The 17,702-nt window shown below is 72.4% G+C and carries 7 protein-coding genes; 5 read left to right on the top strand and 2 right to left on the bottom strand.

Translation table 11 applies throughout. From position 1 onward, the window contains the following. The first annotated feature begins 368 nt into the window (after positions 1-368). The 3 genes from AW270_RS25060 to AW270_RS25050 are packed head-to-tail and all read left to right on the top strand — an operon-like array spanning position 369 to position 13,251. Positions 369-7,100, top strand: coding sequence for an OmpA family protein (locus AW270_RS25060; protein WP_061298051.1), 6,732 nt, complete (start codon positions 369-371; stop codon positions 7,098-7,100). Next, on the top strand, positions 7,097-10,051 hold the full coding sequence (locus AW270_RS25055) for a hypothetical protein (RefSeq protein ID WP_061298049.1): 2,955 nt from the start codon (positions 7,097-7,099) through the stop codon (positions 10,049-10,051). Before AW270_RS25060 ends, AW270_RS25055 begins: the two co-directional genes overlap by 4 nt. Next, a complete protein-coding gene (locus tag AW270_RS25050) occupies positions 10,048-13,251 on the top strand; it encodes a phospholipase D-like domain-containing protein (RefSeq protein ID WP_061298046.1) in 3,204 nt (1,067 codons plus the stop codon). Before AW270_RS25055 ends, AW270_RS25050 begins: the two co-directional genes overlap by 4 nt. 21 nt (positions 13,252-13,272) lie before the next feature. Here AW270_RS25050 and AW270_RS25045 read toward each other — a convergent pair whose 3' ends face one another. After that, the gene (locus AW270_RS25045; RefSeq protein ID WP_061298042.1) at positions 13,273-13,731 is read right to left on the bottom strand and encodes a MarR family winged helix-turn-helix transcriptional regulator; all 459 of its coding nucleotides are present in this window, start codon (positions 13,729-13,731) and stop codon (positions 13,273-13,275) included. 62 nt (positions 13,732-13,793) lie between these two features. On the opposite strand from AW270_RS25045, the gene AW270_RS25040 reads away from it, so the two are divergent. After that, entirely contained in the window at positions 13,794-14,162 is a 369-nt protein-coding gene (locus tag AW270_RS25040) for a VOC family protein (protein ID WP_061298040.1), read from the top strand. 122 nt (positions 14,163-14,284) lie between these two features. On the opposite strand, the gene AW270_RS25035 is transcribed toward AW270_RS25040, so the two are convergent. Further along, entirely contained in the window at positions 14,285-14,773 is a 489-nt protein-coding gene (locus AW270_RS25035) for a hypothetical protein (RefSeq protein WP_061298038.1), read from the bottom strand. 737 nt (positions 14,774-15,510) lie between these two features. Between AW270_RS25035 and AW270_RS25030 the strand changes: the two genes are divergently transcribed. Further along, the gene (locus tag AW270_RS25030; RefSeq protein ID WP_061298035.1) at positions 15,511-17,634 is read left to right on the top strand and encodes an alpha-L-fucosidase; all 2,124 of its coding nucleotides are present in this window, start codon (positions 15,511-15,513) and stop codon (positions 17,632-17,634) included. Positions 17,635-17,702: the final 68 nt, after the last annotated feature.

Below are 17,702 nucleotides of genomic sequence, written 5' to 3'. Positions count from 1 at the left end.
GTGTCACGGAACGGGCCCTGAACCTCACGCGTGAGCGACCCCGGCGGCTGCAAGGCATTCCGTGATGCCAATAGCTTCCCCGGGCTCCATTTCGGCCTTCATCAATCGCGCCCACGAGATGGAGCTCCGGATTCGTCGCTCCCAAGCGGTATTCGGAACAATCAGTTCTGCCGCCGCGCGGCCGAATCGCGAGGCAGCGGCACTGGAGAGGGCCACTGGCGGCGCACCAGAGCGGAGGAAGCGGTCCGAACTATTGCCATCCGCAGGAAAAAGACTTCAAATTGCGAGGGCTGCCCATCCTGGGCATCGGGGCTTGTCACCACTACGGGGGTCAGGCTATGGCAAAACGCGGGATTTCCCTTCTCGATTTGGCCGCGCCCTTCGCCGGCGCGGGAGCTCTGATCCCGGCCGCGCTCGCCGCGCGACTGGAGAACCTCGCCGTCGTCTCCCACCGGGCGACCACCAGCGCGGGCGCGATCACCCATTCCGGGGTGATCCAGCCGCTGGCCGATCTGGGTTTCCCCGCGCTGCGCAACTGGGACGTCGAGGTGCCCGGCCTCAACACCGGCCTACCGTTCCACCTGGTGCGCAAGCGGGCTCAGCGAAGCGCGGGGCAGAATCTGGAACCCGCGGGCGACGCGGTCTTCCTGGATCTGGTGGTCGACCGCATCGCGATCAAGGTGCCGGGGTTGCGGCCGGCGACGCTGGTTCCCTCGGCTCCGGCCGTGGCCGCGCATCTGCTGCCCGATCCGGCGCGCAGCGGGGTGCGGATCGTCGGCTCCGGTGTGGTCCGGATCGACCTGAGCGGTTCGGGGGAAGTGGTCCGGTTCGTCGACTGGCCTGACCCGTTCGATCCCGATGCGCCGTCGGGCGCGGTCTACCGGCTCACGTTCGACCCGGTGAGCTTCTTCATCGGCGGGTCCGACATCGGGATGACCGTCGACCGCCTGGTCTTCGACGCCTCCACGCAGGTCACCCCGCCCGAGATCGTGGCGCGCGGGCAGACGCCCGGCTGGCAGGGCATCTCGATCGCGGAGGCGACGCTGTTCCTGCCGCCGAACACGCCGCTCGTGGACAAGGTCAACATCGGTGTCCGCGACGTGCTGCTCGGCAGCCCGGCCGGGTTGCAGGGGGAGATCCAGGTCGAGCTGGGCCGGACGCCGATCAACGCCGCCGCCGTCGACTTCCTCCAGGATTTCGCGGGAGCGGAACAGGCCCGGCCGGTGCAGGGGACGGGCCGCGAACTCACCGTGCCGTTCCTGACGGGTACGCCCGCCACCGGCAGGATGCGCGCCAAGCTCAACCCGTCGGCGGTCGGCGCGGCGACCCAGCCGAGGATGGTCTGGACCCTCCCCGACGGCACGCGGGTGAACGCGAACGACTCCGGCTGGTTCACCACCTCGGTGGGCGAGACCATGAATGGAACGTTCTCGGAAGAGGTCGACGGGGAACGCGTGAGCGACGCGCCGACGGCTTACACCTTCGTCCAGTCGGAGCCGGCGGTCCGACACCCGGCCAAGGTGAACGTGCACGTCGGGTCGGTGGATCTCGCGAACGTGGTGTTCGTCTCCGGTACGGCCGACGCGCTGCGGCTGCTGGAGTTCGAGTCGGCGCTCAATCCGGCCGACGCGGCCCGGCTGAAGTGGCGGCACGGCGAGGGGACCGACGCCCACACCCGTACCGGACCCGATTTCTCGCTCCTCCCGAGCGAGGAGCCGGGCACCAGCTACATCGTGGTCACCGATCCGGACAGGCGCACCCGCCGGATCAGGGTCGACGTGCTGAGCGAGGGCCGTCTCCTCGTCGGCACCGCGCAGGGCGTGTTCGACGGCGCGGGCAACCCCGTGCAGGTACGGGCGGTCGAGCAGACGTACCGGCTGAGCGGGTTCCTCAAGGACGCCGCGCTGACGCCGCTCCCGGAGCGGGCGACCTTCGACGGGAACACGGTGACCGTGCCCGACGGCGGGCTGGCCGAGGTGACCGTCGAGCTGGGCAGCGGGACCAAGCCCGAGACGCCTCCGCCGCCGGTCGAGGAGAAGGAGATCCGGCGGCTGCGGATCCTGTTCGAGTTCGAGACCAGCGATCCGACGGTGTTCAACGAGTACCTGCCCCGCGACCAGGAGGACCCCGGCCGGGAGGCCATCCGAGGATGGGCGGGGTTCTTCCAGAACGCGACCTTCGTCGTCATCGGCCGCGCCTGCGACATCGGCGCCGACGCGACGAACAAGGTGCTCGCCCGCAACCGGGCCAACGCGGTGGCCGGCTGGCTCTCCGGTCTCGGCACGGTGCACGCGCGCGGCGAACAGGACCCGCCGTCCCAGGCCATGGAGCAGGCGCAGAACGCGATCCCCGGCCTGACCGACGACGAGAAGGCCGCCGCCCACCTCATCAAAGAGGAACACTCGGCGCAGGAACGCGGCTCCTGGGGTCAGACGGTCACCAACGAGACCCGCGAGCGCTACCGCAGGATCGACGTCTACGCGGTCGGCGGCACCTACACCCCGCCCGCCGGAGCCGACCCGGCCGGTCAGACGCAGCCCACCGACACCCAGGAACACGCCCCCGACCTGCGCCGCGCCTACCTGCCCGGCGCCGACGTCACCGAGGTGACCCCGGCGCCGCCGCGCGACCCCCGCCTGGCCTGGCTCGTCCGGCTGCTCGTCCGCTGGGACTCGCCCACCGTCACCGCGTGGGCCGACGCCATCCCGACCCAGGCCGAGTTCACCTTCCAGTGGGCCACGACGAACGTCGTCACCATGCCGGCGCCCGGCGGCGGCGAGGCGAACCTGCCGGTCCGCGCCCCGTCCGAACCCAAGGGGCAGCCGTCGACCGAGGTCTACACGCTGACCGGCCGCTGGACCCACGACTCCCGGTCCGGGCAGACCGTCTTCTCGCTGGGCATCGCCTCCTCAGGGGACCCCCAGGGCCTGGCCGCCGTCGACTCCGAGTTCCTCGCCGTCGCGCTGGCACTGGCCCCGGCGCTGCTGGCCGGGATCGGCGCGGCCGGCGTGGACGGCCAGGCCGTGCGGCTGGCCGCGCTCGCCGTGGCCGCCGGGGCGCTGGCCACCGTGGCCGAGAGCGGTGAGGTCGTCATCCACTCGGCGGAGGTCGAGCACCGCCAGCGCGGCCTCACCGACATCACGGGCTTCCGGACCCGGGTGCTGCTGGACTACACCGCCTCCCTCGAACTCGACCTCGACGCGGGCGGCCTCGGGAGGGCCCGTACCAAGGACTCGACGCTCAAGGTCCGCTACAAGAAGGTGGGCCTGGAGTTCGACGACGCCAAGACCGAGTGGTACGAGAAGGTCGCCCTCGTCTACGACGACGCGTCGTTCGAACTGGCCGATCCGGGCCGCTGGCAGATCGACGGCCCGCTCGGGCAGCTCCTCCAGGTGACCGGGACCAGGGCCGGGTTCGGGTCGTCGTGGTTCGAGCTGGACCTGGAGTTCGCGCTGGACCTGGGCATCGTCTCGGTGCAGGGGGCGACGGTCCGGTTCGTGTTCGGCGACGACGGGATCTCGGCGGAACTGCGCGGCCTGGCGGTCGGGGTGGACATCCCGGGCGTGCTGCGCGGCGAGGGCCGTCTGGTCGTCGGCGACGGCGGCGCGTTCCAGGCGGCGCTGGAGCTCGAACTGGTCAGCGTCGGTGTGAAGGCCATGGGCACGCTCGCCTTCGACCCGGCCACCGACTTCGTGTCGATCTCGCTCGGTCTGCTGCTGCCGGTCGGCATCCCGCTCGGCGCGACGGGGCTCGGCGTGTTCGGGTTCATCGGCCAGTTCGTCGCCAACGGCGCCCGCGCGCTGCCCTCGGGCTTCCCCAACGACCCGGTGGGCCGTGAGCTGGCCTGGTACCGGAACGTTCCAGCCGAGAGCAAGTTCGCCCCGGCGCGCGGCCAGTGGGCGGTCGGCCTCGGCATGATCGTCGGCACGCTCCCGGACACCGCGTTCACCTTCAACGCCACCGGCATGTTCGTCGTCGCCTTCCCCGACCCCGCCGTGATCTTCGGCATCGACGCCAAGCTCATCAGGAAGCCCCCGGCCAAGCCCAGCGCCAAGGGCGACCCGCCCAGCCCGAGCCTGAACATCGTCGGCCTGATCGCGGTCGACGACGAGGCGGTCCTGATCGGCGTCCGGGGCCGCTACACCATCCCCAAGGTGCTGGAACTGCTGGTGCCGATCGACGGCTACTTCCCCTATCCGAGCGTCCCGAAGAAGGACGCCTACCTGCGGATCGGCTCCGACGGCGTGGTGAGCGAGAACCGTCCCGGCGACCCCGTGACGATCAAGCTGCTGCCCGGCACGCTCAACGCCTCCGCCTTCGCCTACCTCATGGTCGAGCAGCGCAGGCTCCACCGGCTGGGCGGCAACCCCGACTTCAACTTCGACGGCTTCTCGGTCGGGTTCGGCGCGGGCTGGCAGATCAAGTGGGCGGCGGGGCCGATCAAGCTGACCGCCTCGGCCAAGCTGCTCGTGGGCTTCGGCACCAACCCGTTCCTGCTCAAGGGCGGCATCTTCGTCAAGGGTGAGCTCAGCCTGGTCGTGGTGAAGGTCGCGGCCACGGGTGAGATCGTGGCGACCGTCTGGGAGGACAACGGCGTACTCAAGGTCAACCTCAAGGGCCGGTTCTGCGGCTCGGTGTCGATGTTCTTCTTCTCCATCAAGGGCTGTGTGGGCATCGACATCGGCGACCCGATCACGCCCAAGGCCCCGCCGCCGCCACCGCCGATCGGCAAGGTCTCGCTCACCGACCGGCGCGGGTTCACCACCGCGACCGCTGCCACCGGTGCGCCGGGGCCCGAGCAGACGGTCTGGCCCGACACCGTGCCGGTGATCGAGTTCACCCACCACGTCGCGGTCGCGCTGGCCGGGAGCGCGTTCAACCCCGGTCCCGGCCCTGCCGGGCCTCTCTGGTCGGGGACCAGCGAGCTGAAGTACGCCTACCGGCTGACCCGTGTCGAGATCATCCCCGACGGCGGGGCCGCGCTGCCCGGCCCGCTCGACTCCGGATGGTGGCTGCCCACCCACCGGCCGGGCGTCCTGGCCGAGGGAGACGTCGCGGTCTCGGAGTCCGAGGGGATGTTCCTGGCGTTGCTGGCCTGGGATCCGGCGCCGTGGACGTACTGGCTGGCCGACGGCGGCGCGGGCACCGACGCCGACCCGTCGCAGACCCCCGGCCGGCTGTGCGACCCGCCGCCCCGGCCCCGCTCGAACTGCGCGCCGGGCAAGGGCGGTGTCCGCACCGGCCCGGACACGGTCCGCTTCACCACCCCCGACCCGGGCTCGCCGCCGTTCCCCTCGCGCTTCGCCGCCGAGGGTCAGGAGCTCCTGTACGGGCTGCCGATCGCCACCGCGCTGCCGAGACTGGCCGCCAAGGGGGAGGCGCTGACCCCCGGCCGGGTGGGCCCGGGCCCGTTCGAGGACGAGGTGTGGTGGCTCGCGACGGCCACCCGCCACGGCTTCACCGTCCGCAGCAGCGAACTGCACGCCCGGCTCGTCCCCGACCTGACCGACGGCGAGCTCTTGCTGGTGGTCTGCCGCGACTTCCGCGAACGCCCGCCGAAGGAGGAGGATCCCGACCGCGGCGACACCGGCCGGCTCCCGGTCGTGCTCGGCGTCACCGTCGAGGGCCCGGAGCAGGAGTGGACCCCCAAGGTGCTGCGTGAGGTCCGCACCCGCGAGGGCTCCTGCGCGCTGGTCGCCTACACCGCGCCGCCCAAGACGACCTGGTCGGCGGTCCGCGTCCTCGAATGGCCGGGCACGGGCGACAACGACGCCGACCGCGTCGGCCTGGTCCGGCTGTGCGGGGTGAGCGCCGCCGCGGCGGCCCAGGCCGACGCCAACGCCGCCTTCCTGATGGGCCTGCGCGACCAGATCAACCTGCGGGCCGCGCAGGCCGTCCCGGCCCACCGCCACCTGCTGGAACCCGGCCGCGGCTACACGGTCCGGATCTCCTGGCAGTGGCAGGGCTGGGTGAAGTCGGACGCCCAGCCCGCGCCCCCGGCCACGCCACCGGCGGGCGGCTGGAAGGACGGCCCGGCGCAGTCCTACCGGTTCAAGACCGCCGCGACGGCCGTCACGACCGGCGCCCCGCCCGCCGAACTCACCGACGAGCGCGCCTTCGACCCGCGTTCCCTGCTGCGCTACCTGATCGCCTTCGAGCCGGAGACGCACTCCGCGCCCCACCTGCTCGACGACCCGCTCCTGGTCCACCTGGCGATCGACCACGGCGACCAGCTTGCCGCGCGGTACGGCAGGACGCTGGCGGTGCGGTTGCGCCGCACCGACCCGCCGCCGGGCAGCATGGCCGGGCAGGCCCACGCCCCCGACGAGCCGACCGAGGTCACCTGGGGCCCGCTGTTCGACGTCCACCGCCCGCTCGGGCAGCGGCTGTTCCTGGAGGCGATCCGCGAGGCGCCCTGCCTGGAGGAGCCGCCACTCGGGGGCACGACCGGCGAGATCCACGCCGACCTGGTCCCCGGCGCCTGGTACGACCTCATGCTCATGGCCACCCCGACGGGCCAGCCGGACGCCGAGCAGGTCGTCGTCTCCCGCACCCACTTCCAGGCCTCCCGCCATCGCGGCCCGGCCGGACTGCTGGCCGCGCTCGGGTTCACCGCGCCCGAGCCCGAACCGTTCATCGCACCCGACGCCGTCGTGACGGCGGCGATCCCGCCAGGTCCGCCCACGGTCGGCGACGGCGACCTCGACACGCTGCTGCGCGGCGCCGGGCTCGACCCGTGGCCGCTGTCCGACCGGGCCCGCACCTCGGTCCTGTGGCTCAACGCCGGCGGGACCTGGCAGGTCGCCGGTCTGCTGCTCGAAGGACCGGAGGCCGTCGTACGGACCGGCAGGACCGCCTTGGCGGTCACCGCCTGCGACTACGGTGGCGTGCCGCTGAGCCCGCGCTGCCGCAACACGGCCGGGACGCGGGTACTGCTCACCCCGGCCGCCCCCACCGCCGTGCCGGCGGCGGAGACGATCACCCTCACCCTCACCCGCTCGGTGACGAGCCGGACCGGGACCGTCACCGCGACCACGGTCACCGGCCGCCGGTTCGCCCTCGCCGTCCCCCGATCGGTGCGCATGGAGGCAGGAGCATGACCCTCAGCCCTTCCTGGGCCTTCTCCGGCCAGGCCGTCGACGGGGTGGGCGACGCCCACCTCACCCCCGGAATCCACTACCGCGTCCTGGTCGGCCCGCTGCTCGGGCTGCCCGTCCTGCCTCTGGCCGTCAGCAGGACCTCCCTCGGCCAGGAGGCCAAGGGTTACACCCGCAGAGACGTCGTCTGGGTGGACTCGCGGCGGAGAATCCTCACCCCGCCCTTCACCGTGGCCCCCGACAACCCGGTCACCGCCTACTTCCCGGCGGGCCACGTCTGCTGCTGGGCCTCGGTGGAGGGCAGGAGCGAGAGCGGGCCGGCCGGTCTGCTGGTCGAGGGCGTGGTGGCCACGCCCTACGGCGACGCGCCGGTGGCCCGCCGCGGCGCCGCGCCCTACCACGTGTACGCCTCCCATCTGGAGCGGGTGGTCGTCAGCGGCAAGGGCGTGGTCTCGGGTCTGGCCTGGCTCCCGGCCGACGTCGTGACCGGCACCGACAAGTTCCGCACCGCGCCGCTGCCCACCCGGTCCGGGGCCCGCTACGCCGGCCCCGACGACGGCATGGACCAGGGACTGGGCCGCGTCAAGACCGGCGCCCCGCAGCGCTACGGCATGCACGAGTACCCCGCGGCGACCGACCCCTTCTCGTGCCCCTACGCCGACCCCGCCAAGGAGTACGACCGCGTCAAGGCCCTGATCCCAGAACCGGAGAAGAGCCTCGACCGGCTCGTCAACGACCTGTCCGCGCCGCAGTGGCTGCTGTCGGCCACCGAAGCGGTCGTGGACGAGAACGGCGACACCCTCGGCGGCTCCGAACGGCCCCTACTGATCGACCTCTACCAGGGCGCAGTCGATCCGGGGATCGCCCGCTGGCTCGGTTTCCTCGACGTGGACGATCTCGCGCCGCCCCTCGGCACCGTCATGGCCTACCTGGTCGAGGGCCTGTTCGCGCCCGACTGGGCGGCGCTGGCGCAGGCGCGGCTCGACCCCGGCCCCGAGGTTCATGACGGGGCGGCGGCCGTGCACGCGATCGCGCAGCGCGCCCCGGAGCTGGCGCAGTACGCCGACCGCGTCGGCCAGATGGACACCCGGCCGTTCGTCCGGCTGCACATGATCCTCGCGGTGACCGCCGGACATCCGCTCGACCCGCCCGGCGCACTCGAACTGGCCGCCCCCGTGCCGGGCGGCTGGCTGCCCACGACCGCGCCGAACGCCGAACGCGAACTCGTCATCGGCCTCGACCGGCTGGTCCCCGCGGCCGGGCTCGCCTCGGCGATGGCCCAGCCTGCCGGAGGGACGCTCGCCGAGCGCAACCCCGAACTGCCGCCGGAACGCCGGCTGCTACTCACCGCCCGCGACGGCACCACCAGCGGCCTGCTGGCCGAACGCGGCGTCGGCGAACAGGACGGGACCTGGCAACTGTCCCAGGCCGACTGGTTCGGGCGCTGGTCGAAGGCCGAACGCACCGACTTCAGCGGGGCCGACCGGCCACGCCCGCCCCGGCCCGTGTTCACCCTGACCGTCCGGCCACCAGCCCTCACCACGCCACCGCAGGCCGGTCCGCTCGCCGGGACGCTGCGTGTCGAGGTCTCGGTGCCGCCGGTCTCCGGCCTGCCCGCCGGGGGACGGCTGCTCCAGAGCCTCAAGCTCGTCGTCGGCGGCGTCCAGACCGTCCACCCGATCACGGCGGCGGAGACGATGGTCGTCGAGGTGCCCGGACCGGCACTGGCCCCGACCGCGACCGGCGTGGTGACCGTGACGGCCCTGTGGACCGACTCGGCCGGGGCCGACTCCGACCCGGCCGAGCCGAAACAGGCCACCTTCCACGATCCCCGGCCGCCCGAGCGGGTCACCGTCGTGCCCACCCTCGCGTACACGGCCCGGCCCGACGCCACCGGGCGGGCCCGCGCGACCCTGCGGTGGACGCCGGGGCCGGGGCAGGCCGCCTACCGGGTGTTCGTCGCCGACGAGTCCACCCTCGGGGGCAAGCTGGCCGACGTCGCCGCCGGGGTCGTCGCCGCCGGGGACGCCGGGCAGGCGCCCGCAGCCGCGCAGGCGGCCACCCTGCTCGCCGCCCTGCGGGCGGCCCCGGACGCCCCGGCGCGGGGCGCGGTCTGGGACGCGAACCGGCACCTGCTGCCCCGGCGCTGGTGGCGGCAGCTCACCGCCGAACCGGTGCTCCGCCCGGCGAGCGGCCAAGCGGTCTTCACCCACGACGTGTCCGGATCGCTGACCGTCCTGACGCTGTTCCGGATCGTCTCGGTCAGCCCGGCCAGCGTGGAGGCCGACTTCCGGACCAGCCCGCTGCTGCCGAGGGCGGTGCCCAACCTGCTGGTCCCGCCGATGCCGTCCGTCGAGGTCGAGCCGCTCGCCGACGCCGCCCGGCTCACCCTCACGGTGCCGGTCGGGCCGACCCCGGCCGCGCGCTACCGGATCCGGCGGGCCACCGCGACCACCGAGACCACGCTGATGCCGGTGGTCGCCGAGGGCGTCCTGCCCGCCGTGCCGTTCACGGTGGTCGACACCGGGCTCAAGCCGTGGCTGCGGTACCACTGGCGGGCCGAGGTGCAGGGGCCGCCCGCGCCCGGCGGCGGACCGGCGGGGGAGTGGTCGGCCGCCTCGCCCGCGGTCGCGGCGAACATCATGCCGCCCGGCCCGCCCGCCGCCGTCACCGACGTGACCGTCACCGCGGAGGCGGCCGGGGCGCGGGTCAGGTTCCGTCATCCCGGCCCGCTGACCGGCGGCGCCACCGCCGGTTACGTCGTGGACGTCTACCGCGCGCTGCCCGGCGAGGCGCTGCGGCTGTTCACCACCCTGCCGGGACACCCCCGCCCGGCCGACGGCTGGTTCGACGTCCCCGATCCCGGCGGCGCCACCGGGACGCTCTACCGGGTGGTCGTCACCGACCCGATCGGCCGCGCCTCGCAGCCCAGCGACCCACAGGAGGTACCGTGACCGCGCTGGTCCCCGAACCCGGAACGCTGGGCCTGGAGGCGCCGCTCCTCGGCCCCTGGTTCTCCACCGACGTCACCCTGCCCGTCCCCGGCGCCGACCTGGGCGTACCGGTGACGATCCCGGCCGGGACCGACTGGCTGGCCCCCGCGACCGGGCTGCTGTCGCTGGCCGTGGCCACCGGCCCGCTGCCGCCGATCCTGGCCGCGCTGCGGGGACCGGCCGGGACGCCGCCCTTCACCACCGGAAGAGTCGTCGCCGTGCTGCGCCTGCTGCCGGAGGTCGAGCAGCGCCTGACCGCCCTGCTCGCCGACGTCCCCGCCGCCGACGGCTCGACGGCGGCCACCGGTTCGCCGACCCGCGCGCCGGTCCGCACGTTCGCGCTGCAACTGCCCGCCACCGTGACCACGCTCGCGACGCTGAAGCCGCTGATCGACCCGCCGATCCCCGTTCTGTCCTCGCCGGGCGAGGAGGCCGCGCACGTGGGCCTGAGCGTCACCGGCGGCGTCCTCGGCAACGCGGCCGACCCCATGACCGACCTGAAGCGGCACACGCAGAAACTGCTCGTCTTCCCCAGCGGCGCGACGGCGACCCTGTACGCCTTCGACGACCGGGGCCGCTCGATCGACCCCGGCGCGGTGGCCGCCTGGTGGACCCGGCTGACCACGACCTTCTCCAACCTGTTCGCCCCCGGCGCGGCCACCCGCGTCGCCACCACCGCCGCCCAGCTCACCGTCCAGCTCGCCGGTCCCGCCGACGCGCCCGCCGCCGAGGCGGTGCTGTCCCGGCTGACCACGACCAACGTGACGGGCACCGGCCCGGTCCGGGTACGCGGCACGCAGAGCGCCGCCGCCGCGTTCACCCTGACCGGCGGGACCGCCGACACCGCGCCCCTGCCTCTGGTGGCCGCCCTGCCCGGCGGGACGTACGGGCCGTCCGTCGGCCTATGGCCGGACGGCCCGGTCGGCGGGGTCACCCGCGACTTCGTCCGCGTGGCGCTCGTCGACGTCGAACGGCACCTGACCGGGCAGCCCAGGATCGCCCCGGCCGGGGCCGACGCGGAGACGCAGCGCCGGGCCGGCGCCCAGAAGCGGGCCTCCACCCGCACCCTCGTCGACCGGGCCGAACCCGGCGTGCTGCTCGCCACCGCCGAGGCGGCCATGGCCGAACTGGTCGCCGTGCTGGGCGCCGGAGCGGCGACCCTCGTCGCCCCCGTCCTCGACCGGGCCGCCGGCGCGCTGACCGCGCCCGCCCTGCCCGCCGGCCCGGCTCCGGCCGCGCTTCCCCACCCGGTCACCATGACCGCGCTGACCGGCGGCGGAACCGACGACGGCGGCACCGTCGTGGGGCAGCGCGTCCTCGTGCAGACCACCGTCGGCCCGGCGCTGGCCGGGGCCTGGCTGCGGGTGTGGCCGCAGTACCTCGACATGACCGAAGGGGTGCACCGGCGGAGCGCGGGCGGCGGTGGGCTGGTGGACGCCTCCGGGGTCGTCCGGGCCGTCGTCCGGCTGCCCGACGGGGTGGTCGCGCCGGAGAACCGGATGGGGCTGGACCTCATGCTGGTCACCTCGGCCGGGGCCGTCCGCTATCCCGAGGTCCGGCTGGAGCGGCCGGCCCCGGTCGGCGGCACGCCCCTCGACCTGGCCGCCGTCACCGGGCCCGTCGTCGCCTGCGAGAGCGGGCGGACCTTCACGGGCGGCGTGCCCGCCGGGGCCCTGCCCTCCGGGGTGACGCTGGTCGCTCTCACCACGCCGCCCGCGCTGGTGATCGTCCCGGCGGCCCAGTGGAACGGCGCGACCGTCTCCTCGGCGCTGACCGGCGGCGACGTGGTCCAGCTGACCGAACCGGCGTGGAAGGGGTGGCGCGGCGGCGAGGCGATCGGCACCCGGATCCTGCGCACCGGCCTCACCCGGCTCGTCCAGGTCGGCGCGCCGCTGCCGACCCAGGCCCGCGACGAGGTCGCGGCGGCCGTGCTCACCTCCGCCGCCGCCACCGGCGTCGTCGCGGCGGTACGCCCGCTCGGCGCCCACCACGAACTGCCCGCGCACCAGACCGGGCACCCCGGCGCGCCCGCCGACGACGAACGCCACGGCACCGGCGCCCGGCTGCGCGGCCCCGCCGTGACCGGGCTGTTCGAGATCCTCCGCGAACGCGTCGCCGGGACCACGGCCGCGCTCGCCTCGGCCGCCGAGGTCGCGCTCCCCGTACCGGCCGCGCCCACGTCGCCGAGCGCGTGGGCGGCGACCCTGCGGACCGTCGGCTTCGGCGTCGAGGCGGAGCCCGCCCTGGCCGAGGCCATGCACCTGGTCGGCTTTCCGTTCGACGGCACCGCCGACGACGCCCACACCTGGCTGACCTCCCGCGGTGTGCCGCTTCCCCCCGAACTCTCCGCAGCGGTCCTGCGCGCGGTCAGCCGCCGCCTGTTCGGCACGCACACCGGCTACCGCGAGACCGCGACGGCGCTCGCGGCGGCCTTCGCCGACGCCCAGGACTTCGTCTACCTCGAAACCCCCGCCCTCGACCCGAACGGGATGGGCGGCCCCGCCCCGCTCAACGTCTGGCAGACCCTGGTCGACCGGGTGAGCGCCAACCAGGTCCTGCGCGTCCTCATCTGCCTCCCGCTCCGGCTCCCACCCGGCGCGCCCGCGAAACTGGAACGCGTCCGCGACCACGGCGTACGCCAGGCCCTCGACGCCCTGCGCGCCGTCGCGGGCGACCGCCTGGCGGTCTTCACCCCCGCCACGGGACCGGGCCGAGCCCTCCACCTGGACGCCACCAGCGTGGTGGTCGACGACGCCTTCGCCCTCACCGGCGGCACCCACCTGTGGCGCCGCGGACTCAGCTTCGACTCCTCAGTGGCCGTCAGCACCTTCGACGAACGACTGACCAACGGCCGCCCGGCCGACATCGTCACCTTCCGCCGCGCCCTCATCTCCGGCCGCCTCGGCCTGCCGGCCACGCTGCTGCCCGAGGACCCGTCCGAACTCGTGGCCGCCGTACGCCGTCTGTCGGCCAGGGGCGGCGGCCGGCGACTGACCTCCGACACCATCCCCGTGCCCGACCCCGTGCCGACGGACCTCGACGTGACCGTGTGGAACCGAGACGGCTCTCCCACCGGCTCCTTCGACGCACTGGCCTGGCTGACTGGCCTGGCCACAGCCGTGCAGGCCGAGCTGGCCGCGGAGGTGCCCGGCTCCGGATGAACGACTGCCGGGGAACTCTGACTAGGTGGCGTCGTTGCCGCCGTGCAGGGAGTGGGTCATGCTCTTCAGGAGCCGGAACGCCTCCGACTGCTCGGTCTCGGTCATGCCGGCCAGCATTCTGAGCTCGACCGACCGGACCGCCACGGTCGCCTTCTCAAGGCTCCGGCGGCCGCGGGGCGTGAGCCGCGCGGGAAGGGCCTTCCCGACGGGCGCCTCGGCGGGCCTGGTCACGTAGCCATCCCGTTCCAGGGCCTGGAGCAGCACGTTCATCGACTGCCGTGTCACGAACGTCCCCCGGGCGAGCTCGGAGTTGGACAGGCCCGGTCGCTGAGCCAGCAGTTCGAGGCAGGAGTAATGGGTCACGGTCATCCCGAGCGGCCGTAGCACTTCTTCCATGGCTGCGCGGAGGGCGCTCGACGCCTCTTTCAGGAGGTAGCCCAGTGACGTCTCCAGGTCGACGCCGGCCCCTTTTTGACTCATGTCAGCATTCTGACATAGCTTGGTCTGTGTCAGAAAACTGACACGAATGGAGGAGCATCGCCATGCCCGTCACCGGTCCCGATTTCATCTCGCTCCAGGCGCGCGACCTCGGCGCCTCGCAGGCGTTCTACGAGCGGTACCTCGGCCTCGTCCGCTCGCAGGCCGGGCCTCCGCACGCCGTCGTCTTCGAGACGGAGCCGATCGCGTTCGCCCTCCGCGACGTCGTTCCCGGCGTCGATCTCGCCTCCGTGGCCCAGCCCGGCATCGGCGCCGCCATCTGGCTCCACGCCACCGACGTCCAGGCCATTCACGACGCTCTCGCCGCCGACGGTCACACCATCGTCTCCGCGCCGATCGACGGCCCCTTCGGCCGGACGTTCACCTTCGCCGACCCCGACGGCTACCAGGTCACCCTCCACGACCGCGCCTGACCGCCGGCCCCGGGGGCGGGACGCGCAGGGCGGTGGCGATGTCGGCGGCCAGGGTGGCGACGGGGGAGCCTGCGGTCGGTGCCGAGCGCCGGGCGGCCTTTTCGGCCGCCCGGCCCGGTCGATCAGTTGAAGGGGTTGTCGTAGGTGCCGGTGCTCTTGGTACGGCTCATGTACTGTCCGTTCGTCCGGTTGAACCAGCCGGCGGTCAGGTCGAAGCGCAGGTTGTAGACCGCGCCGCCGAAGTTGACCTCAGAGCTGTACAGCGCCACCTGCTGGCAGCCCGCGGCCGAGGAGGAACCGGTCCAGACGGGGTAGCTGCCAGAGGATCCGTTCACCCACAGGACGGCGGACGGCTGGGGATAGGCGCCGCTCTGCCAGCAGATGCTCACCGAGTAGCGGTACTTCGTGTTGGAGTCGTCGAACGCGACGGTCCCCTGGAGCAGGGCCAGCGGCATGCCGGTGCCGTCGTTGGCGGTCAACTGCAGGTAGACCGACTGGTCGGGGCCGTAGGCGGCGTGGGCGGGGGCGGCGGGCAGGATGAGAGCGGCCAGCGCCATGAAGGCGAAGGCGATCGACGTCGTCAGGCGACGTCCCCTCGGGCGTTCGGTCAATTCACACCTCGTTCGGTCAGGAGTGAGGAACGCCCGGAGGCTATATACGCGATCTTGGGCCGTCCAGAAGGTTCCATTTGGGACCGGCCTCACCAACGCCAATCGACTCATTCGTCATGCCCTTCCTGCGTGACCAGCGCATCAGCGTAATTACGGCCAGGCCAGGACGAGCTGAAAATTTCACCCTCAATGGCACGATATGACCTGCGATTATCCCTATCCGGCAATTTCGCGGCGTAGTTCCAAGGTGGGCAGACGATTCTCGCGCCGAGCCGGTCAGTCGCGTCCGTCAGCCCTCAAGCCTGCCGAAGGACGAGTAGAGCTCCTCGGCAGCCATACCTCCATGGCCATCCCGAGCCTCGCCATTGACGGCGGACAAGCGCTTCACCTGCGACGTCCGGGACGCTGACGAGCCGGTCTGGTTCAAGTCGGCGGCGATGGACGGAACCAGTGATGTACCTGGTCCGCATCTACCTGCCTTTCTCAAGAAAGATAACGTTTTCCAATATACATCCAATGTATTGAGCGCGGCGACTTCCCTCGCTCTTGCCGTGATGCCTGTTCGGCTGGATGTTAGTGCCTGACATCCCCTCCAACAACCGCGACTTCTTTCTTGACAGATCGGATGTTTCGCGGGATCAATGTGGCACTGCACTTTTGGTTTGGTTCGCTGCCGCCTGTAGCGGCGTGCACGCAGCGGCGAGCTGATCGCATCCCCCAGTCAAGGAGAGGACTCCATGCGGTCAACATTCGCCCGATCAGCACTGGCCTTACTCGTCGCGCTGACGGCACTGGTATCCATGCCATCAGCGCCCGCCGCCGCCGCTCCCGGCGACAACTACGTCGTCGACGACGCGCTGACCTCCTCGCGCACGCGTTGGTTCGACGAGGCGCGCTTCGGGATGTTCATCCACTTCGGGCCGTACGCGATGTACCGGGGCACGTACAACAACTGCCGTGAGGTCGAGTGGATCAAGCGGCAGTGCAACATCCCGTGGAGTGACTACGAGGCGAAGGCCGCCGCGTTCAACCCTGCCTCGTTCGACGCGAACGCCATCGTGCAGATGGCCAAGCAGGCCGGTCAGAAGTACATCGTCATCACCTCCAAGCACCACGACGGCTTCGCCATGTGGCCGACCGCCGTCAACCGGTGGAACCTGCGCGACCACTCGGGCTTCCAGCGCGACATCCTGCGCGAGCTCAAGACGGCCGCGACCGCCAACGGCATCAAGCTCGGCTTCTACTACTCCATCTGGGACTGGCACGACCCCGACTTCACCGGCAATTTCCCCGCCTACGTCACCAAGATGAAGGCCCAGCTCCTGGAGCTGGTCACCGCCTACGACCCGGCCGTGCTGTGGTTCGACGGCGAATGGACCGAATCCAACCCGACCAACCCGTGGTCGGCCCAGAACGGCGAAGACCTCGAGCGGTACGTCCGGAGCATCGCCCCTCAGGCGGTCATCAACAACCGGGTCGGCAAGCGGCGCGCCCTCGACGGCGACTTCGGCACCCCCGAGCAGGCGCTCCAGGACTCCGCACCCTCCATCCAGCTCAACGAGTCGTGCATCACGATCAACAACACCTGGGGCTACGCCGCCTGGGACACGAACTTCAAGTCGCCGGCCTCGATGGTCCGCGACCTGGCCACTCTGACCAGCAACGGCGCCAACCTGCTGCTCAACATCGGTCCGACCGACACCGGCGCGGTCACCACCGGTCAGTCCACCGGCCTGCGCGGCATCGGCGACTGGATGGCCGTCAATGCGACCGCCATCCACGGCGCCGGACACACCAGCCTGGTCACCCAGCCGAGCTGGGGACGGGTCACCCGTAAGGGCAACAAGCTCTACCTGATCGTCAACAACTGGGCGAGCACCCTGCACGTCACCCGGGCCGCGCCCTTCACCGTCACCGGCGCGCGGGTGATCGGCAGCAGCTCACCGGTGAGCTTCCAGGCGGCCGGCGACGGCTACGACTTCCGGCCGAGCGGCGCTGCCACCAACGCGATCGCCACCGTCATCGAGGCCGACATCACCCCGACGGCACCCCGCGCGGTCGGCACCGGCACCGGCCTCAGGGCGACGTACTGGAACAACACCACGTTCTCCGGCACCCCGGCGGTCATCCGCACCGACCCGACCGTCAACTACGCGTGGCGGTTCGGCGGCTCCCCGGCCCCGCAGGTCAACACCGACAACTTCTCGGCCCGCTGGACCGGCACGATCGAGCCGCGCTACTCCGAGCGCTACACCTTCACCGTCGGATCCGACGAGACCGTCCAGGTGTGGATCGACGGGCAGCTCGTCATCGACAACAGCACAGCCCACACCGCGGCCGTCAACCAGGGCAGCGTGACCCTGGTCGCCGGACGCCGCCACGACATCCGGATCGACTACACCGACCGGACCGGCGAGGCGTTCATGAAGCTCGCCTGGGCCAGCCCCAACACCCCGGCCGAGATCGTGCCCGCGACGCAGCTCCACACCACCGGTGCGACGGTCCGGCGGGTCAACCAGAACGAGGCCACCTACAGCACCGGCTGGTCGACCAGCCGCGGCCGGGGCTACGGCGACGTGAACGACGACGTGCAGTACACCACCACCAACGGCGCGTCGTTCAGCTACACCTTCACCGGCACCGGCATCGACTTCCTGTCGGAGAAGTACTCCGACCAGGGCCTGGTCGACATCTACCTCGACAACGTCCTGCGGGCCACCGTCGACACCACCAGCACCACCCGCCAGGCCGCCGCCGTCATCTGGGGCGTCCGCAACCTGACGCCGGGCTCGCACACCGTGCGCGGCGTCAAACGATCGGGGCAGTACATGCTGGTCGACGCGTTCGACGTCTACTCCTGAGTCACGTGCGCCGGCGACAGCTCTGGGCCTACCGCCTGCTTCTCGCGCGTGATTGCCGCCGGCCTTGT

Source organism: Herbidospora cretacea (genome assembly GCF_001570605.1).
GTDB classification, from domain to species: domain Bacteria; phylum Actinomycetota; class Actinomycetes; order Streptosporangiales; family Streptosporangiaceae; genus Herbidospora; species Herbidospora cretacea.
The sequence above is the reverse complement of the archived record's forward strand: the minus strand, read 5'-3'. Positions and strand labels throughout refer to the sequence as shown.